We start from the raw sequence: 26031 nt of genomic DNA, 5'->3' as shown, positions 1-26031 counted from the left end.
CCGCATTGTGGAACCGCCTATCCGAGGCTGATGCTCGGCACATGAGTGAGTTCTTCCCTGCCCTGCTGGCGGGTGTGGCCGCCGGAGCCCTGAACGCCATCGGGGGCGGCGGGACCTTCGTGGCGCTGCCCGCACTGGTCGCCTTCGGCCTGCCGCCGGTGGCGGCGAACGCGGTGTCGCGGGTCGCCCTCGTGCCCGGCGCGATCGTCAGCGCATGGGTGTACCGGCGCGACCTCACACCCGTCGGACCCACCTCCGTCAGGGCGTTGACGACGGTCAGCGTGATCGGGGGCGGCGTCGGTGCGGGCCTGTTGCTGGCGCTGCCCGCCGCGTCGTTCGACGCCGCGGCGCCGTGGCTGCTCGCCTTCGCCACGGCCACCCTCGCCTTCGGCCGTCCCTTCTCCCGGGCGTTGACCGGCGGTCTCGGCCGCCCGGTCGGCATGAGCGGACGCGCCGTCCTGATCGGGCAGTTCTTCCTTGCCGTGTACGGCGGATACTTCGGCGGAGCCGTAGGCATCCTGATGCTCGCCCTGTGGAGCATCGGCCTCGACCTGGACGCCGCGGTCGGCAACCCGATGCGCGCCGCCCAACTGGCGGCCGTCCATCTCAGCGCCACCGCACTCTTCCTCCTCGCCCCGGACGCCCTGGGCGCCCCGCTGCTCCTCACCGCCATGCTGCTCGGCGCCGTGGCCGGCGGCTTCGCCGGAGCCCACCTGGCCCGCCGCCTCCCGGCCCGGCTGCTGCGGGGCGTCCTTCTGACGACTGCCGTGATCACGACCGTCCGCTACTTTCTGCGCGGCTGACGGTGCGAGACCCCGTCACGGCCGCGACGGCGAACCCGCCGCCCCTCGTGCGGACGGCGTCCGACCGGCGATCCTGCCCCGCCACCGACCCTGCCCACCGGTAACTTTTCCCTCACGCACCGCTACGTCTTCCTGCGGTGCGGGACGGCCCGCCCGGGCGCCGCCCACTTCACCTGCACGGCCCCGCCTGCCCACGGACACATTGGAGGGACGGAATGAAGACGGTCGCGATCATCGGTTTCGGGGACATGGGGGAGCAGCTGGCCCCCCACCTCGTCGCCGCCGGATACGAGGTCCGGATCAGCGACACCGACCCCGCCAAACGGGAACGCGCCGCCGCCCTCGGCGCCACCGTCCACCCCGCCGCGGCCGAAGCGGCCCACGGCGCGCAGCTGACCCTCGGCCTGGTGATGTCGGACGACATCCCCGCCGCCTACCTCGGCCCCGACGGCATCCTCGCCGGTGCCTCGGAGGGCTCCCTGGTCGTCGTCTGCTCCACCACCACGCCCGAACTGCTGCACCGAGTGGTCTCCGCCGCCCCCGCCGGGGTGACGGTCCTGGACGCGCCGATCGTCGGCGGTGTGAAGTACGCGCGTGAGCGCGGCATCACCTTCCTCGTCGGCGCGGCACCGGACGTCGAAGAGCGGGCGCGCCCGGTGCTGGAGACACTGGGGAAGGTGCGGCACGTCGGCGAGTTGGGAGCCGGGGTGGCCTACAAGCTGATCACCAACGTCGCCGTCATGGCGGCCGAGGCCGGTATCCGCGAGGCCCTGGACCTCGCCGACCACCTGGGGCAGGACTACGACACCGCGCTGGACCTGATGGCGGTCGGCCCCATGGCCGCGGTCGTCGCCCGCGCCCGGGACACCACCAACCCGCGCCCGCTGCGCCGCTCGGCGCAGGACGATGACACCCTGCTCGCCGCCGTCCCCGACCCGGCCCGGCAACTGCCGATCTCCCATGCCGCCGCCGGCCGCCTGTGGGAGGCCGTCACCGCGATCAAGGGCTCCGAACCGGACTTCGTGGACCTGACCCGTAAGACCACCGCCCGCGAGGAGTTCCGCACCTGACCGGCTCGCGGCGGTGTGGGAACAGGTGTGGGCTGCCCGGTCGGCCGCCGTTGTCCTCGCCGCCAGGGGCCGGCAGACCTCCGGCTGGGGCCCGGGTGGGGGCACCGGCCGGAGGTGGGAGTCACCCCGCCTGCGGGAAGAGCGCGGTGAAGGAGTCGACGCCCGCGGCGAGGCCGCGGCTGAACGGTGCGTCGAGGTCCCAGACCAGGAACAGCAGGAACGCGATCAGCGCACTGAAGAGACCGGCCATCAGCAGTTCCTTCCCCGACCGCCGGATCTGCAGGGTGAAGATCAGTCCGACGGTCACGACGCCGCCGCTGATCAGCCCGAACCACACGACGGCCGGCAGCGCGGTACCGGCCGCGTCCGCCCGGGCGTTGCGCGCCCCGTCCGCCACCGCGACCTGGTCGACGAGGGGCTGGTAGGACTGCTCCTCGAAGGTGTCACGGGGACGGTGGTCGGTGACATCGGCGCGGACCTTCGCGAGCAGTTCGGTGCCCTGCGCGGTGATCTCACCCCGCTCGGCCATCACCGGCCACTCCTTCCGCACCACATACGTGACGTACCGGTCGACGTCGGCGCGGATCTGGTCGCGCACCGGCGGGGTGTAGGCCCGCGCCCGCGCACTGATCTCGTGCAGGGCCTGCGCCTCGGTGCGCACGGTGTCCTCCGCGGTGCCCCGGGCCTCCCATACCCCGGCGATCGCCAGCCCCAGCACGATCGCGTAGACGACCCCCACCATCATCGTCATGTACTCGATGACATCGGGGGTTTCGGACGGGTCGTCGTCCTCGCCGATCCGGCGCTGCTTGAGCACCGTGATGGCCAGGACGACGCCACAGACGGCGGCCGTGGCGATTGCCAGTACCAGCCATTGCGACATGGGTTCTCCTACGAGGAACGGCGTCCGGAAGAACCGGACGAGGAACGTGAACGGGGGCGGAGCGCGACCCCGGCCAGCACGGCGGGGGTGGTGATCACCAAGGTCCTGGTCACCATCGAGCTCCCGCTGTGCGGCTTGTGCGCCACCGCCGCGTAGTTGGGCGGGGACGTCGGGGACGCACCCGGCGACGCGGGGGAGGACGGCGCCGGGGTGGGCCGGTGAGAGTGGGGAGCGGGCGGCGCCGGATGGAGCGGTGAGGCCGGCGGCGCGGGCGGCGGCGTGGGCGGGCGCGAGGGCGTCCCGGGCGTGGGGGTCGGGCGCGGGCCGGTCTCCGACGGACGGGGCCGGGGCGTCGGCTCGTGCGAGGGCGTGGGCGTGGGGGTCGGTTCCGTACAGGGGACATGCCAGTCCGGCGGCATCGGGAACCCGGTCGCCACACCGACGGCCGGCGGCCATGCCCCGGCGTACGCACAGCTGTCACCGGAGGAGGCGTACGCGCCGTCCGGGGTGACGGATGCGGTGGAGTCGCCGGACGAGGCGTGGACGGAGTGATCACCGACGGTGGCGTGGCCTCCGTCGTGCCGGGAGCCGTGCGTGGCGCTGTGTCCGGTCCGGTGCCCGTTGTCGTGCGTCTGGTCGGCCGCGGCGGAGGAGGCCAGGACCGGCACCGCGGCGAATCCGGTCAGTATCAGGAAGGCGGCGGTGGCGAGACCGGCCACCGGCCGGGGTATTACGTGGAGTTGGCACACACCGCAATTCTGTGCAGCACGACGCCGCCCCGGGCGCGATGATCTCTGGGGTTCCCTCAAATGGTGGGAAAAGCGGATAGTGCGCGTGTGTGGTCGTGGGATGTGTGTAAAGGAGACCGGGTGCGTGGCGGCCCGATGCCGCGGATCGGGTCCGGAACGTCGTTGGTTCGTCGCCCAGTTCGTGGCGCGAGGGGGTCAAGCAGCGGATGAGGTCGGATCGTTGACCGCCCTGCCGCTGCTGCCGGGATATGTGAGCGGAGCCAGGAAACCGCTGGTCGGAGGGGAGGCGTGGGTGGAGTGTGCCGCGTTTCACGCTCCCGCGGCCGGGACGGAGAAGGCCCCTGCGGCGGTCAGCGACCGGTGTGCCAGGGTGGGACGTATGACGTGGAACGGTGACGACTACCAGGCCCGATTCGACCGGATGGCTGCCGCGGGGGAGGACGTGCACGGTGAGGCCGTGTTCATCCGGGCCTTCGCGCCGACGAGTGTGCTCGACGCGGGCTGTGGCACGGGACGGGTGGCCGTGGAGCTGGCCCGGCACGGGATCGAGGTGACGGGTGTGGACGCCGATGCCTCGATGCTCGACACCGCGCGGCGCCGGGCGCCGGAGATCCACTGGCACCGCCGTGACCTGGTCGGCCTCGATCTGGGGCGGACCTTCGACGTCGTGGTGATGGCGGGCAACGTCCCGCTGTTCACGCCGCCCGGGACGGAGGCCGACCTGGTGGCCGGGGCGGCCCGGCACGTCCGGCCCGGAGGCCATCTCATCGCCGGATTCTCCCTGGACCGCGGTTACGGTCTCGACGACTACGACGCGCACTGCCACGCGGCGGGGCTCGCGCCGGAGGCCAGGTACGCGACCTGGTCACGCGAGCCCTACACCGGCGGCCCCTACGCGGTTTCCGTGCACCGCAGGCCCTGACCGGCCGCGGCGCCCGGCGGGAGCCGTCCGGGGCGGGGCAGAAGAACACGATGCTCTTCGGGAAGTCGCAGAGGTCGAGTGCCAGCGACCGGTCACGCCCTAACTGAAGGGGTGCGGCGACAGCGCCGTGAACCACAGCAGGACGACGGTGGCGATCCCCATGATCGGGGTCAGTATCTCCGTCTCCAGCTTGTTGCCGCTGTGCTGGATGAGGACGATCTCGTAGCGGTTCTTGAGGGGCCACAGCCACGGCGCGCCCTGTTTGGTGAGGGAGTCGCCGAGGAGGTGGGCCAGACACCCCAGACCGACGGCGTACGGCAGCCAACCGGGGGCCGACGGGATGAACTTCGCGATCGTGGCGGTGCCGATCCCGGCCATCGCCACGATCGTGCCCCAGGCGGAGAACCCGTGGCCGGGCGGACAGAGATTGAGCGCCCGGACCGCGAGGGCCAGAAGGAAGAAGGTCATACCGAGCGTGAACGGCCGCCCCAGGTACTCGACACCGGCCCAGGTCCCCGCGGTCATCAGCGCCACGAAGAACAGCGAGTGGGTGGCGTGCCGGTGGCCACCGGAGATCCACGCCACGAAGCGGCACAGCGTCTTGGACACCGGGCCGAGGAAGTTGGCGATGGTGCCGTCATGGTGGTCCAGGTCCGGCAACAGCGCGGCACCGGCGCAGAGCACCGTGCCCATCAAGATCTCCTCCGGCGCCAGGTGAGCGTGCATCAGCAGCGGCGGCAGAAAAGGTGAGGTGCCTGCGAAGAGCAGAGCCCCGCTCATCGCATGCGAATGGCCCATCATGGTGCGTTCGTCCTCCCCCTACGGCGCGTACACGACGACACGCCTTCGACGGCGCAGACGCTATCAGCGCGGACCCGCAGGCGAGCGGCGGTCGACGCGTTGAGCTGCTGGTCACCGTCGGTGCGGGGGGCGATGAGGGGCGCGGGGCCACTGCCACGGCCGCGCCCGTTGTCAGTGGTCGGGGGCAGGATGGCGGTCATGGCTGCGATCCTTCCTCTGACCCTGCCTGCCGCCGTGGTGGGCGAGCACCGCGTCGACCTCACCGCCAAACCCTCCGAGGGATGGGCGTTCCAGACGTACGACGTGGCGGCGAACGCGGCCGGTGAGACGTACGCGCTGTGCGGAGCGGTCCGCTACCGACCGCAGGCCGTCGCCTCCGCGGACCCCTTCCAACTCAATTTCACGTACCACCTGCTCACCCGGTTCGCCGCCGACGGGACGCCCACCGCGACGGCCCTGCTCGGCGGGCCGACGCCCGGCAACGTCCCGACCGGTCTCACCGAGGGGTCGGACATGAACCTCGCCGTCCTCCCGGACGGAACGGTGGCGATCAGCTCCGCGCCGGGCAACACCCACCTCTTCTCCGCCGACTTGAGCCGCCTCGTGGAGTCCTGGCGCGCACCGTGGGACCGGGGCAACGAGGAGCGGACCGGCGATCCCTTCGCCCTCTCGATCGATGTCACGCCCTCCGGCCGGCTGCTGTGCGCCCTCGCCGAGTACGGGGTGAGCAATCACGCCGGGCAGGTCGCCAACCTCGTCGCGCTCTCCGAGCCCGGCACCACCCTCGGCCCCGGGACCAAGGCCACCCTGCGAGCCATCGCCACACACGACGCACGCACCGACCGGCAGACCGACGCGGACCGGCGCACGCACGTCGTCTTCGACGGCGCCCCCGTCGGCGGCGCCAACCGCCCGTCCCCCTCCCTCACCCAGCTCGTCTCCACGGACGACCGCGCCCGCTACGACTACACGGACTGCGAGATGGGCCGCCCCTCGGCCATGGGCGACGACCTGTTCGTCGTCCCCGTCTTCGGACGGATGTACCGGTCCGGCAACCGCGGGCAGGTCTTCGCCTTCCTGCTGCTCGACGGGGAGGGCGGGGTACGCGGGAGATTGGACGGGATGCACCGCTACGAGGACAGCCCGTACCCCGGCTTCTGCTTCACCGTGGCGGGCGACCCGTACCGCGGACGGGCCTTCCACCTCAACCGCCACGGTCTGTACGCCTGGGACGCCGACGGGCAGATGCGGGCCCGCATACCCACTCCGGACGCGCCGTTCACGGCGCTCACCCACTTCTCCCTGAAGGGCTGCTCACCCGCCGGCGAACTGCTCCTCGTCCACCGCAAGCAGCACCTGCTGCTCCGGGTGCCGGTACCGCCGGACCTCGGCGACCTGGAAGCCGCGGTGCGCGCCGCCCTGAAGAGCTACGGCCCCGGGCGCAACGCGCTGAAGCGGCAGAACGCCCCGGTGAACTGGCACTGGGCGGCGCACTCCGTCCCGGTGCACCGCTTCTGATGCCACCGAGGCATACGTGAGCACCGACCTGGCCGAGCGGGATGTCCCGGCCCCAGGAGTGCGCCGTCTCCCGCCGAGATACCCATCCGGCGACCTAGATCGAGCCGCCGAGAGGCACGGTGACGAGGAGGTACAGCCCGAGGCCGGTGGCCGCGAGGCCGATCACCACGAAGAACCAATGGACGAGAGCTCCGTCGTAGCCCTTGAGCGACGCGCGGTCGGGGTCGGCGGGGTCGTAGTAGATCACCGCGGGGGCGCCCCGAAGAGCAGTACGGGGATGAAGCCAAATGGCACGCTGTACCCGCTGGAGTCGTCCACGGTCGGAGAAACGCGCCGTTGCCGCACCGGAGTTCCGGCAGCCCCGTCGAAGGGGCCGAAGCCGGCCACCTGGCAGATATCACCGGGTTGGCGCCCTCGGAGGCTGAGGGATCTTCCTGCCGCGATCCGGTCCGCCACGCGGCCCTGGTAGGGCGGAGGGAGCGGCCCGGTCCGGCCGTACATGGTCTTCCGCGCAGCGCGCGCCGGCCTTCCTGGAGGTTGGCTTGAACCCCGAACGGGCGGCGGAAGCCGGGCTCGCCGGTGATCCGCAGGGTGAACTACCGCACCGGAGGCTGAAGATGACCCTCCTCGGACGAGAAGGATCACGTCACCCGCAGACGCCGTGGTACGGCGGAGGCAGGAGGGCACCCGTGCGGCGATGCAGATCCAATTGTCACTCTGTGTTAATCTTCACCGTTTGGACGGCCGTGACGGCTGGCGACTCCGCCCGCCGGCTTCTCCGTACGTCGGCCGTTCGTCCATCCTGCCGGGCCTTTCTCGGTACGTTCCCCCTGCGGAAGGCTCTTCATGAACCACCCGGACCGCCCCAGCACCCCGCACGGCGACGCCGCCCAAGCGGTGTCCCCGGTCACCTTCGCCGACCTGGACCTTCCGGCCGAGGTGCTGCGTACGCTCACCGAGCGCGGCGTGCGCGAGCCGTTCCCGATCCAGGCGGCCACGCTGCCCAGCGCCCTCGCGGGACGCGACGTCCTGGGGCGCGGGCGCACGGGATCGGGCAAGACGCTCGCCTTCGGCCTGCCGCTGCTCGTCCGGACGGCTGGGCGGCGTGCGGAGCCGAAGCAGCCCCTGGCCCTGATCCTGGTGCCCACCCGGGAGCTGGCCCAGCAGGTGTCCGAGGCGCTCGCACCGTATGCCGAGGCGCTCCGCCTGAGGACGGCCACGGTCGTCGGCGGGGTGTCGATCGGCCGGCAGGTCGCTGCGCTGCGCGACGGGGCCGAGGTCGTCGTCGCCACGCCGGGCCGGCTGCACGACCTCGTCGAGCGCAAGGCATGCCGCCTGGAACGGGTACGGATCACCGTCCTCGACGAGGCCGACCAGATGTGTGACATGGGCTTCCTGCCGCAGGTCACCGAGGTACTGGACCAGGTGCACCACGACGGCCAGCGGATGCTGTTCTCGGCCACGTTGGACCGCGACGTCGACCAGCTGGTCCGCAGCCATCTCCACGACCCGGTCGTCCACTCGGTCGACCCGTCCGCAGGCGCGGTCGCCACGATGGACCACCATGTGCTGGTCGTCCACGGCCCCGACCGGTACGCCGTCACCACGGAGATCGCCGCCCGCGACGGCCGCGTCCTGCTGTTCCTGGACACCAAGCACGGCGTCGACCAGCTCACCCGGCATCTGCGGGCCCACGGGGTGCACGCCGCGGCCCTCCACGGCGGCAAGTCCCAGCCCCAGCGCACACGGACCCTTGCACAGTTCAAGAACGGCCAGGTCACCGCCCTGGTGGCGACCAAGGTCGCGGCCCGTGGCCTGCACGTCGACGACCTCGATCTCGTGGTGAACGTCGACCCGCCCACCGATCCCAAGGACTATCTGCACCGTGCGGGCCGCACCGCCCGGGCCGGGGAGTCCGGCAGCGTCGTGACGCTGGTGCTGTCCGGCGGGCGCCGGGAGCTGCACCGGCTGACGGCCGAGGCCGGCATCGAGACGACGACCACCAAGGTGCGCTCGGGCGAGGCGGAGCTGAGCCGGATCACCGGGGCCAGGACCCCCTCCGGCATCCCGCTCGACGGCGGCCCCGCCGCAGCCCGGCCCAAGAACACCAACGCCCCCTTCCGTGGCCTGGGCACCGCCAAGAGCGCCTCCCGCGGCAGCGGCGGCAAGCCGTCCCGCAAGGCGAACGAGGCGCGCAAGCTCGCCGAGGCCCGCAAGGCGGCCCGGGTGCGGCGCGGCGCCTGAGAGCCACTGCCCGTCACTGCTCGGCCACCGCGGATCCCAGGGGCCGGGCTTCCAGCGGAGCCGGACCGGCCGAGTGTGACGGAACCGGGCTCGTTGCCTTCGTGAAGAAAACGCTTCGAGCGTGACGGCGGCGGGCCGACAGGACCGGACCCGGGCTAATACCGCAACGTCCCCGCGATCCCGCCCACCTCGGCGAGTACGCCGTCGGGCACGAACCGCACGTCCGCGCCGGTGTCCAGCGACCGTTCCACGATCGTGTCCACGATGTCGTCCACGGAGTCCGGGGCACCGGGCTCGGCCGGCACGAGGTGCTCGCCGGTGTCCCGTACGGTCTCCCGGTAGTTCTCCTCCACCGCCAGCAGCGCGACCCGGCCCTCCTCGGCGTTCTGCCGGATCTCGTCCACGCCCGCGGCGAACGTCCGGCGGCCGCGTGCCCGGTCCAGTTCGGCCAGTACGTCGGCGACTTCGGCCTCCGCCTGTTTCTCGACGTACGGGCGGATCGCCTGCCGGAGGGCGTCCGGCGGGCCGGCCGCCAGCCCCGTGTGCGGGACCTGCGTCACCGTGATCCCGGTGCCGTTGCCGCCCCGTACGACCGTCCCGGCCTCTTCGAACAGGGAGAGCGCCGCCGTCTCGCCGACCACGTACAGCGGCCGGGGGGCGGTTTTGACGACGGCCGTGAGGGCGGTGTCCGCGTCCCGCAGGAACTTGCGGGTGTGCTCGTCACGGAAGGTGCTGGGCACGTTGCCCACCTGTAGTTGGTCCTCGGGGTCGGGGTCCACCAGGCTGCGGGTCAGGGGGAAGCCGCCGCGGTGGGCCTCGGTGAGGCGGTCGGCCGTGCCGCTCCACAGGCTGACGCGGTCGGCGGAGAGCGCCAGCACCCAGAAGGGGTGCTCGGCGGCCTGGGCGGCCACGAGGTTGCGGGTGAGGAAGGTGTCCGAGAGCACCACCCGGGCCGGGACCGTACGGCCCAGCGACCACACCTGGTGTTCCCCCGGCGCCGCGAAGACGACCAGGCCGTCCTCGGCGTGCGCGAGGTCGATCTCCGACACCGCCCGGCCCAACTGCTCGACGACATCGATCCGCCGCTCCCTGGAGACGTCCGGATCGTCCTGGAGCCGCTCCTTGGCCTCCGCCAGCATGTTCCGCAACAGGACCGGGTCCTGTGCGTTGTCCGGCTCGCGACGGTGCGTGGGCATCAGGACGGACACGGCTGGATAGGGCCGCCGCCGTCGGAGCTGGGCGAGGTCGGCGGAAGAGAGCGCTGCATGCATCGGAAGCCTTCTTTCGGCGCGAGGATTCACGGAGCCGAAGCGGAATCGGGGAGGGGCGGAAGAGCCGCGAAGTGCGGCGACGGCGCCTCACGGAGCCCGCCCTGACGGAAGCTGCCCCGGGGCGCACCGCCCGACCACACTACGAACGATATGCCCGATTCCGTGGTCGGGCAGCAGGTGCACTCATCGCCGTATCGTGCCCCTCCCGGGCCGCGGGTGAGTGCCCCGGGCGACGATCCCGGCCGGTCACTCAAGGTGAGAGCGCAGGCACAGTCCACCAAAGACCGGCACCGCGTCGAGACCGCATCCGCACGCCGCCCGGCCGCCGGCGGAGCACGCGCCTCTCGCCGGCCTCACCCGTCACTCCCTGCCGGTGTCAGCCGAGGTCGGTGTTATGCGTTGCGGAGGTGTGACAGGTCCACGGTGTGAGCGCAACACCCGCTTGTCGGCCGCCGCCAGGACGGCCCGCCGGCCCGCGCCGGCGATCGCTCTCCGGGGCGATCGGGAAGCGTCGACGCGGGCCTGGACGTCCACGGGGTGGCGAGCTGCCCTCGGGCGGGGCTCCGGACGGCCCGGGTGTCAGCCCTTGCCGAGTGCGTCGGTGAACGCGAACGGTGCCTGGGAGACGCCGCTGCACACCGGCGAGGCCCCCATCGTGGTCGGTGCGGCGTCCGTGCGGCCCTTGGCCGCCGTCTTCGCCACCGCGCCGCACGCCTGGTCGCGGCTGACGGACCAGTAGGACATCCGGCCGACCCCGTTGCTCGCCGCCCAGCTCGCCACCGAGGCGGCGTCGGCCAGGCTGAAGACGGAGCCGTCGTCGTTCACGCCGATCATCGGGGTGATGCCGAGGTTGGCGTAGGTGTAGCCGGGGTCCACGGACTGCATCTGCGCCAGGGTGGCCTTGCCCGCGCTGATCGCCGCCGCGCCCATGTCCGTACCGGTGCCCTGTCCGCAGTCCATGGTCATGATGTTGACGTTGTCCAGTTTCACGCCGGCTGTCTTGGCGGCCTTCAGTACGTTGACGCCGTCGGCGGTCAGGCCGGTGGGCAGCACCGGCAGGGTCACCGAGGCGGTCAGCCCGGAGTTCTTCGCCTTCAGGTCCTTGATCGCGGTCATCTGCCGGGCCACACCCGCGGCGTCGGCGACGGCCGCGCCCTCGATGTCGAAGTCCAGGGAGGTGGTGCCGTAGGCGGTGATCTCCTTCTGATAGCCCGCGTCGATCTTGCTCTGGTCGGTACAGGTGAAGGCCAGCGGCTGACCGCTCGCCCCGCCGGAGGAGATGATCACGTCGGCGCCCTCGGCCTTGGCTTTGGCGATCTCCGGATCGGTGTACGGGTCGTTGCCGACGGGGAGTGTGTCGCCCCAGATGTTGTCGCAACCGGCGCCGATGGTGAAGGCGGCGGTGTAGGTCTTCACGCCATGGCCGGTGATGGCCGTGTCGAGCAGACCTTCGCCGGAGTTGCTCATGTCCACATACGGGGCGAACTCGCCCGCCGCGTTCACGTGGGCGGCCGGGCGGAGCGCCTGCGGCTGCGCGGGACTTGCGTCGGCGGTGGTGATACCGACGACGGACAAGGCTCCGGCGGCGGCCGTGGTCAGGGCTGTACGGATCGGCTTCCTCATCAGGTGTCCGGTCCTTCCGGGAGGACGAGAGAAGAGCATGACCGTTCACCGACAGAAAAGGACTAGACCAAAGCCGTCGTCAAGGGATGGTCGACCCAACTACCCCTTCTTTGAAAGCACTTGGGGAATTTCTGGAGTACGGGACGCTGCCGACGTCTGACGAGTTCGCGTGCGGCTGAGCCGATGGGGCCGGGCATATGGGTGACGGGTGGGGTGGGTCGGGCGTGGTGGCGTCCGGTGCCGCCCCCGTCACGCAGCCGCTGTCCGGAAACCGCGGTTCCCGCTGCTGGACATGGGGGGAGTTGGCCGAGCGAGCCGCGACGCGGTAGCGGTGGCAGTAGGAGCGGTGGCACAGATAGGAGCCGCCGCGCAGGACACGGCGGCTCCCGTCGGCAGGCCCTTTCGGGTCGTCCGTGGGGGAGTGGGCGTAGTGGTCCGGGGCGAACCGGTCGGCACACCACTCCCACACGTTGCCCGCGACCTCGTACAGGCCGTGACCGTTGGGCGGGTAGGTGTGCGGACGGGGGCGGGCGCCAGTCAGCGGTGAGCCACCAGGGGAGGGCGGGGTCCGCGCCGAGGATGTCGGCCGGTTCCGCGGCGGCGGCCGAGCGGAAGACGGCCGAGCTCTCCTCCTGTTCGGCCACGGTCACATAGGCCGTGTCCTCGGCGAAGGCTTCGAACATGGCCACGGTGACCGTCGTGACGTCGATGGCGAACGGGGTGAGGCGGACGGTGTGCACCGGCCGTTCGCCGTCCGCCGGATAGCCCTCGTCCAGGGCGTCCCCCATCAGGAACTCTCCGCCGTCGAACAGCACTTGCTCGTGGGCGGGCGGTACGGCCGCCGCTGCGGGGAGCGGTCCGCAAGGCCAGGACGAACTCGTCCGACGCGTCCGCGAGGTCACCCCGCGTACCGTCGTGGTCGTCAACACCGGCGCCCGGCACGGCAAGCAGGTCCTCCAGGCATACCTGTCGCGGCCGGACTCCGCCGTCGAGCGCCCGGCCGCCTGGCTCGGCGGGTCCACCGCCGTCCGCGCGGCGGGCGAACACGTCCGCGCCCGCGTGGAGATCGCCCCCACCGCGTTCCGGCACCGGGACACCGACGCCCACCGGTGGGCGGTCGAGCCGGGCGCCTTCACCCTCCGTATCGCGACCTCCGTGGACGACCCCGGGCACACGGTCACGGTCACCCCGCCGAAGGGCTGACCGGCCCCGCGCCGGACGTCACGGCCCGCTGCCCGCCCTCGTACGCAGGACGGACAGCGGGCCGGGACGCGTCCGGGCTCCCCGGTCCGCATACGAAGGCACCAGCCGGACCCGCGGTCTCCGGGACCGAGGCCCGGCCGGTGCCGGGGTGAAGGGGCAGGGGCTACCCGTTCGCGGCGCCGCTGTGGGCGGGTGCGCGCTGCTCGGGGGCGGCAGGCGGGGTGTGCCGGGCCAGCTTCTCGCCCTCGATGTCGACGTGGGGGAGGAGGCGGTCGATCCACTTCGGCAGGGTCCACGCCCGCTCACCGAGGAGGGCGAGGGCGGCGGGCACGATCGTCATCCGGACCACGAAGGCGTCGAAGACGACGGCGATGGCGAGCCCGAAGCCCAGCGACTTGATCATGGCGTCGTCGGATCCGGCGAAGCCGGCGAAGACGCTGATCATGATGAGGGCAGCGGCGGTGACCACGGTGGAGCTGTGCCTAAAGCCCGTCCGGATCGCCGTCCGCGGATCGGCGCCGTGCAGATGGGCCTCGCGCATGCGGGTGACCAGGAACACCTGGTAGTCCATGGCCAGTCCGAAGACGATGCCGACCATGAGGATGGGCATCAGGCTCATGATCGGCCCGGTCTGCTCCACGCCGATCAGCTCCTTCAGCCAGCCCCACTGGAAGACCGCCACGAGCGCGCCCAACGAGGCCAGGACCGAGAGCAGGAAGCCCAGCGCGGCCTTGACGGGCACGAGGACGGAGCGGAACACCAGGATCAGCACCAGCACGGCCAGACCGACGACGAGCGCCAGGTAGGGCACGACGGCCGCACTGAACTTGTCGGAGACGTCGATGTTCAGTGCCGTGGCCCCCGTGACCAGGACGCCGGCCCCGGTCTTCGCCGAAAACCCGCCCGCCCGGGAGCGGATGTCCGCCACCAGGGTCTTGGTGGCGTCGCTGCTCGGCGCGCTCTCGGGGATGACGGTGAGCAGGGCGGTGTCACCGGCCTGGTTGAACGCGGCGGGGGTCACGGCGGCCACGTCCGGTACGTCGGTGAGCGAGGTCGCCAGGTCGTTCGCGACGGTCCGGGTGACCTTCGGGTCCCGGTCGTCGACGGTCACCGTCAACGGCCCGTTGAAGCCGGGGCCGAAGGACTCCGACAGCATGTCGTACGCCTTGCGCTGGGTGGACGAGGTGGCCTTGGCACCGTCGTCCGGCAGCCCCAGTTCGAGTTTGGCCGACGGCAGGGCGATGACACCCAGCGCGAGCACCGCCAGGACCAGGACCGTCGCCGGCCTGCGCAGGATGCAGGAGATCCAGCGGTGCCCGAGGCCGGAGCGGCGCGGCGCGGACTCCTCGGCACCCTCGGCCCGCTGCCGACGGGCCTTGCCGAGGACACGTTCCCCGGCGAACCCGAGGAGCGCGGGGACCAGGGTGGTGGCGACCAGAACCGCGAGGACGACGGCGCCGGCGGCGGCCAACCCCATCGCGGTGAGGATGGGCAGGTTCACCACGGCCAGGCCCACCAGCGCGATGACGACGGTCAGCCCGGCGAAGACGACCGCGGACCCGGCGGTGCCGTTGGCGCGGGCGGTGGCCTCCCGCGCGTCGTGGCCGTCGGCGCGTTCGAAGCGGTAGCGGGAGACGATGAAGAGCGCGGTCGCTGACCTGCGCGATGCGGGAGGAGGAGTCCTCCGCCGTGGCCAGGGTCGCCTGGAGCGCCGCCTTGTTCGCCGCGCCGCTGATCTTCTCCCCGTCCGGGGCGCGCAGCACGACGCGGGCGGTGGCGGCGTCGGCGTTGGCCGCGGGGAACTTCTTCCCCAGCAGATCCATGGCCTGCTGGGCTTCGGTGCCCGGCAGCGTGATGGCGGAGTTGGCCGGACCGGAGCTACTGGCGGCCGCGGCGCCCACGGCGCCCAGGACGAGCGCCCACAGGAGGACGACCAGCCATCGCCGCGCGAACGCGGCCCGGCCGATCTTGTGCAGGAATGTGGCCATGAGGGAGTGGGAACTCTCTGTCGTTCGGTGCGAGCAGGGAATGCTGATCACGGACGGCACACCAGGACACCGGGGAGAGACCACCTGTCGTACTCCCCGCCCTCCAGGACGGGCTCTGTCTGTCGCAAGCGGGCGACCGCTACCGCGGACGCGCACGTGTCAGCCGGCCGGAGCGCCCTCTTCGGCGGGGACGCGGCAGCCGAACGGCCCGCGCGCAAGGAACGCCGACCGCCACGGACACCATGATCACGCCGGGCGGAAAAGGGCATCGTCGGCCATTCGTACCGGCCGCCCCCGCCGGTGTCGGCCATTCGACCGACATGCTTCTCGTCTCACGGTCCTACGCTGATCAGCGTGGACCCGAACTTCCCACCCCTCCCGGTCGCCGGCCGCCTCACCAAGGTCAGCGGCGTGATCGCGTTCGCACTGACCTGGTTCACGGACTTCGCCGTGCGCGGCGCGATGCCGATCCCGTCCGGCACCACCTCCTGGCTGCCGGTACTGGTCACCGGCCCGCTGATCGGCGTGTGCGCGGTGAGCACACTGCGCTCCACCGCCCTGGGCAGCCGCGTCGTCGTGAGCGTGACCGTGTCCGTCGCCCTGACCGTCTGGTGCGCTCTGCGGCCGGTGGACCTGGGCTGGTGGGGTGCGCTGGAGACCTTCGGGCTGCTCGTCCTCACCCTCCGCACCACGGCCCACGTCCGCCGTCCGGCCACCGCGGCCGTCCACGCCGCCGCGCTCGTCGTCGCGGTCCTGATGCTGCCGCTGCGTACCGGCCCTCCGTCGGCGTCCGTCCCGGGGGACTACATGCTGACCCTGGCCCTGGCGGTCTGTGTGGCCCTCGGCTGCTGGGGCCGGACTCTGGAGGCGCGCCGGGAGCGCGCGGTGCACGACGTCCGGCAGGCCGAGCGCCTGGCCCTCGCCCGGGACCTGCACGATCTCATCGCCCACCACATGACCGGCATCATCGCCCAGGCGAACGCCGCCCTGGCCGTCCAGGCGACCTCCCCCGACAGCGTGCCGCCCCTCCTCCACAACATCGCCCGGGCCGGTACCGAGACCCTGGAGTCGACGCGCCGCCTCGTGCGGGTCCTGCGGGAGACCGACCACACCGCGCTGCGCCCCGGCGATCTGCTCACCGAACTCGCCGATCTGGTCTCCGCCCACTCCGCCGCCGCGCACGACGACACCCCGGCCCGGCTCGACGTCACCGCGGCCGCCCGCACCGCCCGGCTCAGCCCCGAGACCGCTCTGTCCGTGCAGCGGCTCGTCCAGGAGGCGCTGACCAACGTCCGCCGCCACGCACTCGGCGCCCACACCACCGTCCGCCTCGACACGGACGCCACCTGGCTGGTGGTGACGGTCGGCAACACCGCGCCCCACCGCAGGTCTCCCGTGCCGACCGGCGGCCGCGGCGGCTTCGGCCTGCTGGGCGTACGTGAACGGATCGAGGCCCTCGACGGAACCCTCCGGGCCGGACCCGCTCCGCACGGCGGCTGGGAAGTGCGCGCCACCTTCCCCCTGGCCGCCCCCACCGCCCCGGCACCGGACGACGTGGGGGAGGGGGACTCACCGGCTTGAGCGCGCCGCGCCGTGCTCCCAGGCCCAGGCCGCGACCTCCACCCGGTTACGGGCCCCGAGCTTGCCCTGGATCCGCGCCAGATAGGTCTTCACCGTCGACAGCGACAGGAACAGCGCCTCACAGATCTCCTGATTCGTCCGCCCCACCGACACCAGCCGCACGATGTCCCGCTCCCGTGCGCTGAGACCGGCGGCGACATGGGCGGACGCCTCGGCGGTGGCGGTCTCGCCCCAGCGCCGCAGCAGCCGGACCGTGACCGCGGGCGACACCAAGGCGTCCCCGCGGGCCGCCGCCCGCACCGCCTCCACCAACAAGGCGGGAGAGGCGTCCTTGAGCAGGAACCCGCACGCACCGTTGCGCAGCCCGGTACGCACGTAATCGTCCTGGTCGAACGTGGTGATCAGCACGACATTCATCGGACCGGCCGCCCCGGGCCCGGCCAGCTGCCGCACCACTTCCAGGCCGTCCAGCCGCGGCATCCGGATGTCGGCGAGCACGACGTCCGGCCGCAGCCGACGCGCCATCTCCACGCACTCCACACCGTCGGCCGCCTCACCGACCACCGTGATGCCCGGCTGCGCCCCCAAAATCATGCTGAAACCACTACGCACCAGCATGTGGTCGTCGGCGACCAGCACCTCGATCTGCTTCTCTGCCACACCCCGTTTCTACCACCGTGGCCTGCTACGACGGCGGGCGTGGCGGGCGGACCTCGTGCCGGGGAGGCCCGTCGTGGGGGCGTCCTGCCGTTCGTAGGATGGGGGGCTGACAGGTGTGCGGGAGGTCGTAGGTGCTGGCTGCTGTTGTTGACTCGCCCGGTCGGTTGGGCGATGTTCTGGCGGTCCGTGACGTGGACGGGCCCCCTGCTCCCGGCGCGGGTGAGGTCGTGGTGCGCATGCTCGCGGCGACCGTCAACCCTTCCGACGAGGTCACCGTCTCGGGCGCGTACGGGTCGCGGACGACGTTTCCGATGGTTCCCGGCTTCGAGGGCGTCGGTGTGATCGACGAGGCCGGACCGGGAGTGCCCGCCGCGGCGGTGGGGCGGCGTGTGCTTCCGCTCGGATCGGCGGCGAACTGGCAGCAGTACAAGCGGCTCGACCACTCGTGGTGCGTCCCGGTGCCCGACGATGTGCCCGATGAGGTCGCCTGTTTCGCCTACGTCAACCCGCTGACGGCCATGATGATGGTCGACCGGTTCTGCCGGCCGGGGGCGCGCCATGTCGTGGTCACGGCGGCGACGTCGGCGATCGGCGGGCACCTCGCGGAACTCCTGGCCGATCGCGGGATCGCGCCGGTCGGAGTGGTACGGGGAACGCCGGGGCGGGCGGTGGCCGATCCGTCCCTGTGGCGGGCCGTGATCCCGGCGAACGAGCCCGGATGGCGCGAACGGCTGCGGACGGCCGTTGGACCGCAGGGCGCTGACACCACCTTCGACTGCGTGGGCGGGGCTGTGGGAGGTGACACGTTCGCGCTGACCGCGGGCGGCGGCACGTTCGTGCACTACGGCCTGTTGTCCGGGACACCGCTCCCCGCGGAGTGCTTCGCCGACCGGGGCGGCGCCCGCGTGGAGCTGTTCCGCCTGCGCGACACCGTCCACAAGCACGGCCGACAGGACCTGCCCGGGCTGTTCGCCCCGGTCTTCGAGAACCTGCGCCGCGGACGGCTGCGCACCCCCGTCGGGCGACGCGTCGCGCTCAGCGAACTCGCCGACCACTTCAACAGCCCGGCAGCCGGCCGTTCGGGGAAGATCCTGATCGACCCGGCAAGGTGACAGCCGCACGGGCGATGCCGGCCTGTTCCAGGTAGATCTGCGGAGACGTGGCCTCGTCAGCCGATGACTGCTCGGGCGGTCCGCGAAGGACCCGGGGCCGGACCTTGTCCCAGGCAGGTCTCCGCAGTGCGGTTTCGGGGGCCGTTTCCTCAGGGGACGTCGCGCGGGGGAGAGGCGTCCGGTGCCGGTCAGGTGGCCTGGGAACGGCGCGGGGGATCGGGCCGGTGAGGCGTTGCAGCAGTGCGGCGGCGATGTAGCGCATCTTGCCGACGTTGCTGCGCGGGTCGTACCCCAGGGCCTGCGTCAGCGCTTCATGGCGTGCTTGCACGGCCGGTGGTGCATTCCCAGCTCCGCCGCTGCGGAGTGGATGCCGCTACTGGCCGACGAGGAGCCGGCCGACGCGGCCGCCCGCGATGCCTACTACCGGCACTTCGGCGGCGCCAACCTCGGCGCCACCACGCCCGCCCTGGCACGGCACGCGGTACGGCGGAGGCTGCGGCCGATGACGATCGTCATGCACAACTTCATCGACGCCGCCGATGTCGCTCCCGCCTGGGAGCTGTTGCAGCGCGGTGAGACGAGCACCGAACCCCGGGCCCGCGCCGCTTAGGAGCGCCTGCAGGCATGCACGTACTGCATGGCACACCCCGGGACCGGCCAGTTGCTGCCCGCCTGCGTCCAGCACTCGGTGCTCGACCCCGGCGAGAACGCCGCCCTGCGCCGGCTCCTGCCGATCCTCGAAGTCCGTAGACACCGAACGAGCGAGGGCGCTCCCTCCTCATGAGCGCGGGGCCCCGATGCGCCCTCGCTCTGCCCGATTCGGCGAACACGGGGTTCGCCGTGAGCCAGGGCATGCCGGGTGTCGCCCCGTGTCCCGGGCCAACGCCGCACGGAGCGCTACTTGGCACTTCGCCGTGGCTTCGGGGAACAGGGCCTGTGTCACCCGAACAGGCCCGCTGTTTTGCTCCCGGACAGGCCAACTGGGTTACTGGCGATACAGGGACCGCCGGCGCTGGTCAACGCACACAAGGGAGCGACACATGGCCGTCAATGCGGGTGCATGCGAGCCAAGCGGCGGAGCCAACCGTGGCGGTGCAGCCTGGTGACACGGTGGAGCAGTCGATGACGTGCAGATCCGTACAGGAGGCGCAGCAGGCGTTGGCCTCCGGCGGATGGGCGGTGCTGCAGGAGACGGGCTTCACCGACGGCTCCTCGATCGACCATGCCGCTGTGGAACGGATCGCTCGTTGCGTCGGCGCGCCCTCCAGCAGGGACGGAGGCAAAACGATCTGGCCGGTGGCTGCCACGACGGAACGACCGGGGGCGACGTTCAGCATCCGCTCGGGTGAGGCGCGCCTGCACACCGACGCCGCCTACCGGGCGGATCCGGAGAACCGGTTCGCTCTGTATCTGTGTGCGTCCGGCGCGTGACGGCGGGCTCAGCAGACTGCTGGCTGCCCGCCGGGCACAGAGCGGACTGGAGCCGACGACGCTCGACAGGCTTCGTCAGCCGGTGTGGAGATGGGTGCCACCCGACACCTTCGGCGGAGAGCAGGACACGGTCCGTGCAGCGATCAGTGAGGACGGCCGGATCCGCTGGCGGCTGGACAACCTCGATGTCGGCGAAGACCTGCGGGCCGTGGCGGACGACATCGACGCCCACTTCGACGCACACCCCCTCCTGGTTCAGTTGCCTCTGGCGACCGACAGCGTCCTGATATGCGACAACGAACGGGTCCTCCACGGGCGGACCTGGTTCTCCGACCCCCAACGTCTGCTCCTGCGCGTCAGGCTGGTGACCGGATGAGTACCACCGAGGAAAACTCGCCCCCCACCCACGACGACTCCGCCGTCGCGAGCGTCATGGCGGTGCCCGCGGTGGGAGAGGAAGCTGACGACTGGCGCGCGCGAAACCTGGCGGAGAGCCTCCTGCACGCCGTCGTCACCGGACAACTGCAGGCCCTCGCGGCCATCGACGAGGCGGCATCGACGCTGCCACCCGTCTTCCCACGCTTCGCCGCACGTCTGCGCGCCCTGCGCGCCCTGCGCGGCCTGCTCGGGCCGGTCCCCGCCCGCTACCCCCGCCCACGGTCGGCCTCCGTACCGCCCCCCTGGCCCACGGCTGACGTCCGCCGGCACGCCGTCACCCTCGCGCGCCTGGCAGACCGCGTACGCAACGACAGCCCCGCCGACCCGCCCCCCCCCACACCGTCCGGCGCGGCCGAGGTCGCCGCCGATCTGGACCGCACTGCCCACCTGCGCCCTTGCGGATGCACCGGCCACCGCTGCGTCGATGTGGACTTCAGCGTCGATCTGGCATGGCGGGACTGGTTGATGGACGAGGACACCCCCACCCTGGTCGTCGCCTTCAAACCGCCCTCGGAGCACGAGACCGCCAAGCGCCCGGGCATGCAGTTCCACTACGGCACCCACATGGATCACCTCACCGAACTCACCGAGCACAGGGGACCGTCAGCTGCCCGGCAACTCCAATTCGGGAACGGCCTCCTGGTGGCCGAGAGCGTCGCCATGACAGCCGAAATCACCACCCTCGCCGACACCACCCAAGACGCCCCGCTGCACGCCTCACTGCTTTACTGGCTCATCGACCGGTTGAGCCGACTCCCGGGAATCCGGCAATGGGGCCCCGCGGACCTGCCCGGATCCCCCGCCATGCAGCAAGCCGCGTGCCCCACCCACGACGAGTTCTTCACCTTGCCCACCCTCGCCAACACATACATCGAAGGCCCATTCCGCCTCGCCACCCGCGGCTTCACGCACCCCCTGATCCCGCCACTCCTCCGTGCCGCTCTGCAGGCCCGGTGGGCCGCAACGATCGCGCCCTTCAGCCACGCCCAGGACAGCACGTGAGACCCCGCCGCACGGGCCCAGGGCCGACAGGCCATGGCGCACACCGACTTCGCCGGCCCTCCAGGGCGTCGACGGCACGTCAGGAGAGCGGCGAGAACTCGGTCGGCCAGGCGATGATCGAGGTGGCGTCGAGGATCTCTTCCGGGGCGCCGGGCGGCGGCCACAGGCCGGATGCGTAGAGGTCCCTGCGGATGCCGACCCGCTCGTCCAGGCTGTGGAAGGGCCAGATCTGGATGATCCGGTCGGCGCCGTCGAGCGCGTACATCACCACCGTCAGCGGATCGACACGGTGCCGGGCGGGCAGCGCCTGCCGCCAGCCGGCGATGGTCGGGGGCAGACCTCCCGGGCGCAGGTGGTAGTCGCGGATCTCGTACACGGGGCCGAACCGGCCGGTGCGTACCGGCGGAACGAACGGGAAGGGGGCGAAGCTCTGCAGCGTCAGATCGGTCAGGTGCTCGCCCGCGCCGAACGGTTCGCTGCTGCCGCGCGCCCGCGTCCGTTCCTGCGTCAGTTCCGCGTCGTCGGCGAAGCCGCGCAGTACCATCAGCTGCCCCAGCGGACCGTTCTCCGTCTGCCAGCAGCCGAGCAATCTGCCCCGTGCGGCAGGAGCGTTGACCCAGGGCAGTACCCCGGCGGCGGCCTTCTCGGCGTCGAGCAGGCGGAAGAACAAGGTTGCCAGCTCGTATCGCTGCCCCTGCTGCCGTGGATCGAGGTCTTCCCCGTTGATCGGTACGGGCTGAGGCCGGGGCATCGTCATGCCTCACCTTTCGCAGATGGGTCGCGGTTGAGACGTCATTTCCTGTGGCGCGATGGCTTGTTGAAGCGTACGTGGCCGATGTTGCCAAGTGGCTGGTGCCGGGTGAGTGAGTTGTGGGTGCTGTTCCGGTGAGTGGTGCTGCCCACGGAAGTGAGGTGCTCGCAGGGCGGTGGCCGACGCAGGGCAAGCCCGACTCTGTGAACCTGGTTCGAGTCCGGTGACATGGTCCCGGTGGCGTGCAGTCCCCTGCTGATGGAGGGCGAGCGGCGGGCGCGTGAAGGGACGAGCCGACGCAAACCGTGCAGGGTTTGACTCGGTGGGCGCGCATCGGACTGATGTGCGCGGACGGCATGACGAACAAGCAGCGACCGCGGAGCTGCACGCCGAGGTCACCGTCTCCGACGAACGCCAAGTGGCCGTGGCCTTCCTCGCCGTCCGCCTCGCGGACGACCGCGACCTGATCCTCGGCGAAGCACTTCCGAACTGCTCGCACCCGGCGGCCCGCTCGATGGCCTGGTCACCCCTGACCGAATTCGAGGACTCCGTATCCTCTTGCCGCCCCGAAGGCCATCAAGAGGAGCATTCCGACCACGCAGGTCGCCAGCGTGCTCAAGAACACCCGCCAGCCACCCATCGTTTCGTGCAGGTCAGGACTTCCCATGGCGTGCCGGATGATGGAGAAAGGTTCCGTGGCCAGATAGGCGAATATCCCCGCCCCCGTCAGCGCAGAAGACAGCAGCCAGTAGCCTTGGCTTTTCGCTCGATGGTTCTCCCGGAATGTGATAGCCACCAGGGTCCCCACGCAGCATCCAAGCGTCAGGAACTTCAACCACAGCTGAGGAATGAACCGCCAATACGTTATAGGGAAAAAGGCGCCAACCCCTCCGAAATCCTCCAAAGTGTCATCGTGTGCAAACACGACATGGTGGCGTACAGCCGGATAATCGCGATTCAGTGCCTTCTCGAGTTCATGTACTCCACCAGGCGAATAAGGGAGTTCCTGAAACCGGTGAATCATTTTCTTTTCGCCCCAGAGTCCAGTGGTCCACTGCGCCTTCACCTCCAGGTCAGATTGGTACTGGACGTGGACGACGAGTTGACTCTGGCGTGCGGCGTCGCTCCGCAGTACATCTGACCCGACTTGGCGCGGCATGAGGTGTGAAAGAGACGCCGAGGCGCCAACAGTCAGTACGAGCATCACCAGGATCCGAGCCGCGGCATCAATGAGATGTCTGCGTTCTGGACACCGGTGGGCCGGAGAGTTTCGAGTCATTTAGTGTTGCACCTGCACAGTCCGGCGTACTGTGATGGAGCGCGACGCCAGGCGGAGACCGCCCTCATGTCCGGCAACAGTAGATCCCAGGCATATTCGATGCAATGTTCCACCTCTGTCGATAAACGCCGAACCTTACGCCTGACCTGTTCCGATCGGTCTGACGCCCAGGGAGCCGCGTGGCGCCTCGAACTCTCATTACATGTGAGTAAATTGGCAAAACCATCGCGCGTCGGGGTCGCCCACAACGTAGTAAATGTGTAGCCCCTTGCCTTCCCTCTCGAGACTCATCGCCCAAGTGTAATTGGTCGGGCTCTTTGTTCGGGTCGCCGGGGTGGTGTCGGATCCGTCGATCTGTGCTCGACCGGTCTTCGCCTCGCGGGATATTCCGTTCGTTATGGTTAGTTGCACAAAGTGCCCATCGGCTACGGTGCGGCTGCCCTCGTAGGAGCTACGGGTCCGCCAACTCCCTTTTCCAGAAAGGCTCCAGTGGTCGTCGAAGTCCATTTCTTGTCCTCGGAGCCGCACTGCCGTCACCTCCCCTCCTTTCCCCAAGGAGAGCCGAGCGCCTTCGGGTCCGCGCCACTCGCCCAGCAACTCACCAACTTTGAAGTGCGGCGCCCGTGGTAGTGGCTCGTAAGCTGTCGAGCATGATGTTGCCAGGATGGATAATGACGCAAGGCCCGTGAAGACGACTTTTCTGTGGCGCGTCACAGCTGGAATTTCCGTTCGTTTCGGGTCACGCATATTTCGCGGCATAAAAACTCCAGGGCCTGCATCCCTCTGCCCGCGCGGGGGGAAAGCCCCCATATCCGCGGGCGCCGAGGTGCGTGCGTCAGGCCGTTGGTCCGGAACAGCTGGTCAGGATCGATATAGCGGTGGGAGGGGCTGGGGGTATGACGTAAACCAGGCGATGGCTTGGTGGGCCGAGTGGAAGGCGCCTGACCGGCAAAATGCCAGATCAGGCGCCTTTTTCCTGCCTCTAGAAGAACCCCCAGATCCTTCGGTGAGTACGACACCAGAAGCTTCTTCGTCTGCTGGTGGTACAGCACTCGCGATGGTGCTGAGCTGCCGAAATGCCGACGAGACTGTCGCTGGTAGCGCGTTGGTCCTTGCCTGGTCCGGATCTTAACCTCAACTACCAAGAGCTGGGGCCGTGCTGTCGGTGCCGCTTGCGTGTTGACTTTCCACGGACGGGGAATGCCAGCTGCGGTCCGGGGAGGCCCGGCCTCGGAGGTACGCCTCTCGTCCTGTGAGCCTGGTCGGCTACTGCTCGGCCGCGTCGGGGAGTGCTGCCTCCGCGGGGTTTGCCATGTCGAGGAGCAGCATGGCGTCGTGGTCGGGGGTGCCGGGTGGTGCCTGGTAGGTGACGAGGCGTTGGCCGTCTGTGCGGGAGATGGTCAGGATCTCGAAGTTGAGGCGTATCGGGCCGACCTCGGGGTGTCGGAAGTGTTTGTGGCCGCCGCTGCGTGCCTGTACGTCGTAGCGTTCCCACAGTCGGGCGAACTCGGGGCTTTTCCGCATCAGTTCGCCGACGAGGTGGGCGAGCTGCGGGATGTCCGGGTCGGCGCCCGCCATTGCGCGCAGGTGGGCTGCGCTGTGTGCCGCCAGCTGCTCCCAGTCGCGGTAGGACGAGATGGAACTACTCAAGCGCTCCAGCGGTCCTGTGACCCGAAGTCGGATCAGCCGTGACCTGGCCGCGCTCGGCCTCAGAGACGGCGACATCGTCATGTTCCACACGCGCATGTCCGCCATCGGCTACGTGGCCGGCGGACCGCAGACCATCATCGGCGCACTCCACGACGTCGTCGGAACGCAGGGAACCCTCATGGTGACCTGCGGCTGGAACGACGCACCCCCTATGACTTCGTCACCTGGCCACAGGACTGGCAGGACGCCCTGCGCGCAGAACACCCCGCTTACGACCCGAACCTCAGCGAGGCCGACCACAACAACGGCCGTCTCCCAGAAGCACTGCGCCGCTGGCCCGGAGCCGTCCGCAGTCGTCACCCGGATGCCAGCTTCGCGGCCCTGGGAGCGGCAGCAGCCGAGCTGATGACCGACCACCCCTGGGATGATCCCCATGGCCCTGACAGCCCCCTTGCACGGCTGACTGCCCACAGAGGCCGGGTCCTGCTGCTCGGCGCCCCCTTGGACACCGTGACGCTGTTGCACCACGCCGAGGCGCTCGCCAACGCCCCCGGCAAACGGTTCGTGGACTACGAACAGCCCATCCTCGTGCAGGGCCGACAGGTCTGGCACCACTTCCACGACATCGACTCGGAAGACGGGGCCTTCGACTACTCGGCCGTGGTGCCCGAAGCGAAAGAGCCGTTCGAAGCCATCGCCCAGGACATGCTCGCTGCGGGAATCGGTCGACAGGGCAGAGTCGGCGCTGCCGATAGCCATCTGTTCGAGGCCGCGGAAGTCATCGACTTCGCCACCACCTGGATCGAAAACAAACTGAGCAGGTAGGCGCGCAGCAGAGGCATCCCGGGCCTCGGGCCAGCAGTGATCGAAGAGACGCAGCCCAGACAACCAGAGCCGACGAGGCGGGGCGCGGCCGACACGATCCGCTGAATAGATCACGAAACCGCACTGGAGCACTAAGAACTCCTAACGAAATGATCTTCGACGTGGTTGGATCGCCCCCGGACCGGTGATCTGGGGGTGCGGGGTGGCGCGGCCGAAGCCGTGGGAAG

The 26031-nt window shown here is 70.6% G+C and carries 23 protein-coding genes and 3 pseudogenes; 14 read left to right on the top strand and 12 right to left on the bottom strand.

Going from position 1 to position 26031, the window contains the following annotated elements:
* The first annotated feature begins 41 nt into the window (after positions 1-41).
* Both ACZ4U4_RS28040 and ACZ4U4_RS28035 read left to right on the top strand, forming a co-directional pair.
* Entirely contained in the window at positions 42-803 is a 762-nt protein-coding gene (locus ACZ4U4_RS28040) for a sulfite exporter TauE/SafE family protein (protein ID WP_467879815.1), read from the top strand.
* 215 nt (positions 804-1018) lie between these two features.
* Positions 1019-1873, top strand: a complete 855-nt coding sequence (locus ACZ4U4_RS28035) for an NAD(P)-dependent oxidoreductase (RefSeq protein ID WP_467879812.1) — start codon at positions 1019-1021, stop codon at positions 1871-1873.
* A 121-nt stretch (positions 1874-1994) separates the two neighbouring features.
* On the opposite strand, the gene ACZ4U4_RS28030 is transcribed toward ACZ4U4_RS28035, so the two are convergent.
* Both ACZ4U4_RS28030 and ACZ4U4_RS28025 read right to left on the bottom strand, forming a co-directional pair.
* Positions 1995-2756, bottom strand: a complete 762-nt coding sequence (locus tag ACZ4U4_RS28030) for a bestrophin-like domain (RefSeq protein ID WP_467879810.1) — start codon at positions 2754-2756, stop codon at positions 1995-1997.
* 8 nt (positions 2757-2764) lie between these two features.
* A complete protein-coding gene (locus ACZ4U4_RS28025; RefSeq protein WP_467879807.1) occupies positions 2765-3475 on the bottom strand; it encodes a hypothetical protein in 711 nt (236 codons plus the stop codon).
* A 409-nt stretch (positions 3476-3884) separates the two neighbouring features.
* Here ACZ4U4_RS28025 and ACZ4U4_RS28020 point away from each other — a divergent pair, with 409 nt between their 5' ends.
* On the top strand, positions 3885-4427 hold the full coding sequence (locus tag ACZ4U4_RS28020; protein WP_467879805.1) for a class I SAM-dependent DNA methyltransferase: 543 nt from the start codon (positions 3885-3887) through the stop codon (positions 4425-4427).
* Positions 4428-4526: 99 nt separating this feature from the next.
* Here the strand turns inward: ACZ4U4_RS28020 and ACZ4U4_RS28015 are convergent, their stop codons facing one another.
* Positions 4527-5225, bottom strand: a complete 699-nt coding sequence (locus tag ACZ4U4_RS28015; protein WP_467880043.1) for a metal-dependent hydrolase — start codon at positions 5223-5225, stop codon at positions 4527-4529.
* Between the two features lie 201 nt (positions 5226-5426).
* Here ACZ4U4_RS28015 and ACZ4U4_RS28010 point away from each other — a divergent pair, with 201 nt between their 5' ends.
* Positions 5427-6746: a hypothetical protein gene (locus ACZ4U4_RS28010; protein ID WP_467879802.1), complete on the top strand. Its 1320-nt coding sequence runs from the start codon at positions 5427-5429 to the stop codon at positions 6744-6746.
* 94 nt (positions 6747-6840) lie between these two features.
* Here the strand turns inward: ACZ4U4_RS28010 and ACZ4U4_RS28005 are convergent, their stop codons facing one another.
* Positions 6841-6993, bottom strand: coding sequence for a hypothetical protein (locus ACZ4U4_RS28005; protein ID WP_467879799.1), 153 nt, complete (start codon positions 6991-6993; stop codon positions 6841-6843).
* Between the two features lie 599 nt (positions 6994-7592).
* Here ACZ4U4_RS28005 and ACZ4U4_RS28000 point away from each other — a divergent pair.
* Entirely contained in the window at positions 7593-8990 is a 1398-nt protein-coding gene (locus ACZ4U4_RS28000; protein ID WP_467879796.1) for a DEAD/DEAH box helicase, read from the top strand.
* Positions 8991-9145: 155 nt separating this feature from the next.
* Here the strand turns inward: ACZ4U4_RS28000 and ACZ4U4_RS27995 are convergent, their stop codons facing one another.
* The 3 genes and pseudogenes from ACZ4U4_RS27995 to ACZ4U4_RS27985 form a co-directional block, all read right to left on the bottom strand.
* Positions 9146-10261: a baeRF3 domain-containing protein gene (locus ACZ4U4_RS27995; protein WP_467879793.1), complete on the bottom strand. Its 1116-nt coding sequence runs from the start codon at positions 10259-10261 to the stop codon at positions 9146-9148.
* Positions 10262-10840: 579 nt separating this feature from the next.
* Positions 10841-11884 (bottom strand): glycoside hydrolase family 18 protein, encoded by a 1044-nt coding sequence (locus tag ACZ4U4_RS27990; RefSeq protein ID WP_467879791.1) that lies wholly within the window; start codon positions 11882-11884, stop codon positions 10841-10843.
* Between the two features lie 249 nt (positions 11885-12133).
* Positions 12134-12831 (bottom strand): annotated as a pseudogene (locus ACZ4U4_RS27985) (formylglycine-generating enzyme family protein).
* Between ACZ4U4_RS27985 and ACZ4U4_RS27980 the strand changes: the two are divergent.
* The gene (locus ACZ4U4_RS27980) at positions 12800-13087 is read left to right on the top strand and encodes a fibronectin type III-like domain-contianing protein (protein WP_467879788.1); all 288 of its coding nucleotides are present in this window, start codon (positions 12800-12802) and stop codon (positions 13085-13087) included. The pseudogene ACZ4U4_RS27985 and the gene ACZ4U4_RS27980 sit on opposite strands and share 32 nt — an antisense overlap.
* A gap of 163 nt (positions 13088-13250) precedes the next feature.
* Here ACZ4U4_RS27980 and ACZ4U4_RS27975 read toward each other — a convergent pair.
* Positions 13251-15075, bottom strand: a pseudogene (locus tag ACZ4U4_RS27975) (MMPL family transporter).
* Positions 15076-15429: 354 nt separating this feature from the next.
* Here ACZ4U4_RS27975 and ACZ4U4_RS27970 point away from each other — a divergent pair.
* Positions 15430-16656: a sensor histidine kinase gene (locus ACZ4U4_RS27970; protein ID WP_467879785.1), complete on the top strand. Its 1227-nt coding sequence runs from the start codon at positions 15430-15432 to the stop codon at positions 16654-16656.
* Here the strand turns inward: ACZ4U4_RS27970 and ACZ4U4_RS27965 are convergent.
* On the bottom strand, positions 16645-17316 hold the full coding sequence (locus ACZ4U4_RS27965) for a response regulator (RefSeq protein WP_467879782.1): 672 nt from the start codon (positions 17314-17316) through the stop codon (positions 16645-16647). The genes ACZ4U4_RS27970 and ACZ4U4_RS27965 overlap by 12 nt on opposite strands.
* Before the next feature lie 131 nt (positions 17317-17447).
* On the opposite strand from ACZ4U4_RS27965, the gene ACZ4U4_RS27960 reads away from it, so the two are divergent.
* From ACZ4U4_RS27960 to ACZ4U4_RS27935, 6 genes are all read left to right on the top strand, one after another.
* A complete protein-coding gene (locus tag ACZ4U4_RS27960) occupies positions 17448-18428 on the top strand; it encodes a zinc-dependent alcohol dehydrogenase family protein (protein WP_467879780.1) in 981 nt (326 codons plus the stop codon).
* Between the two features lie 367 nt (positions 18429-18795).
* Entirely contained in the window at positions 18796-19038 is a 243-nt protein-coding gene (locus ACZ4U4_RS27955; protein ID WP_467879777.1) for a hypothetical protein, read from the top strand.
* A 27-nt stretch (positions 19039-19065) separates the two neighbouring features.
* The gene (locus ACZ4U4_RS27950; protein WP_467879775.1) at positions 19066-19212 is read left to right on the top strand and encodes a hypothetical protein; all 147 of its coding nucleotides are present in this window, start codon (positions 19066-19068) and stop codon (positions 19210-19212) included.
* A 302-nt stretch (positions 19213-19514) separates the two neighbouring features.
* Positions 19515-19859 carry a hypothetical protein gene (locus ACZ4U4_RS27945; protein ID WP_467879773.1) on the top strand — a complete coding sequence of 115 codons (345 nt, stop codon included), beginning with the start codon at positions 19515-19517 and terminating at the stop codon, positions 19857-19859.
* Positions 19843-20235, top strand: a complete 393-nt coding sequence (locus ACZ4U4_RS27940) for a TauD/TfdA family dioxygenase (protein WP_467879771.1) — start codon at positions 19843-19845, stop codon at positions 20233-20235. The genes ACZ4U4_RS27945 and ACZ4U4_RS27940 overlap by 17 nt, the downstream gene beginning before the upstream one ends.
* Positions 20232-21299, top strand: a complete 1068-nt coding sequence (locus ACZ4U4_RS27935) for a hypothetical protein (protein ID WP_467879768.1) — start codon at positions 20232-20234, stop codon at positions 21297-21299. The genes ACZ4U4_RS27940 and ACZ4U4_RS27935 overlap by 4 nt, the downstream gene beginning before the upstream one ends.
* 79 nt (positions 21300-21378) lie before the next feature.
* On the opposite strand, the gene ACZ4U4_RS27930 is transcribed toward ACZ4U4_RS27935, so the two are convergent.
* The 3 genes from ACZ4U4_RS27930 to ACZ4U4_RS27920 form a co-directional block, all read right to left on the bottom strand.
* A complete protein-coding gene (locus tag ACZ4U4_RS27930) occupies positions 21379-22056 on the bottom strand; it encodes an NIPSNAP family protein (protein WP_467879765.1) in 678 nt (225 codons plus the stop codon).
* A gap of 517 nt (positions 22057-22573) precedes the next feature.
* A complete protein-coding gene (locus ACZ4U4_RS27925; protein WP_467879762.1) occupies positions 22574-23254 on the bottom strand; it encodes a hypothetical protein in 681 nt (226 codons plus the stop codon).
* Between the two features lie 1341 nt (positions 23255-24595).
* Positions 24596-24979 carry an MmyB family transcriptional regulator gene (locus ACZ4U4_RS27920; protein ID WP_467879759.1) on the bottom strand — a complete coding sequence of 128 codons (384 nt, stop codon included), beginning with the start codon at positions 24977-24979 and terminating at the stop codon, positions 24596-24598.
* Between ACZ4U4_RS27920 and aac(3) the strand changes: the two are divergent.
* A pseudogene (gene aac(3) / locus ACZ4U4_RS27915) lies at positions 24966-25804 on the top strand (aminoglycoside 3-N-acetyltransferase). The gene ACZ4U4_RS27920 and the pseudogene aac(3) overlap by 14 nt on opposite strands.
* The last annotated feature ends 227 nt before the right edge of the window (positions 25805-26031 follow it).

Source organism: Streptomyces sp. NPDC029159 (assembly GCF_055564055.1).
The sequence above is the reverse complement of the archived record's forward strand: the minus strand, read 5'-3'. Positions and strand labels throughout refer to the sequence as shown.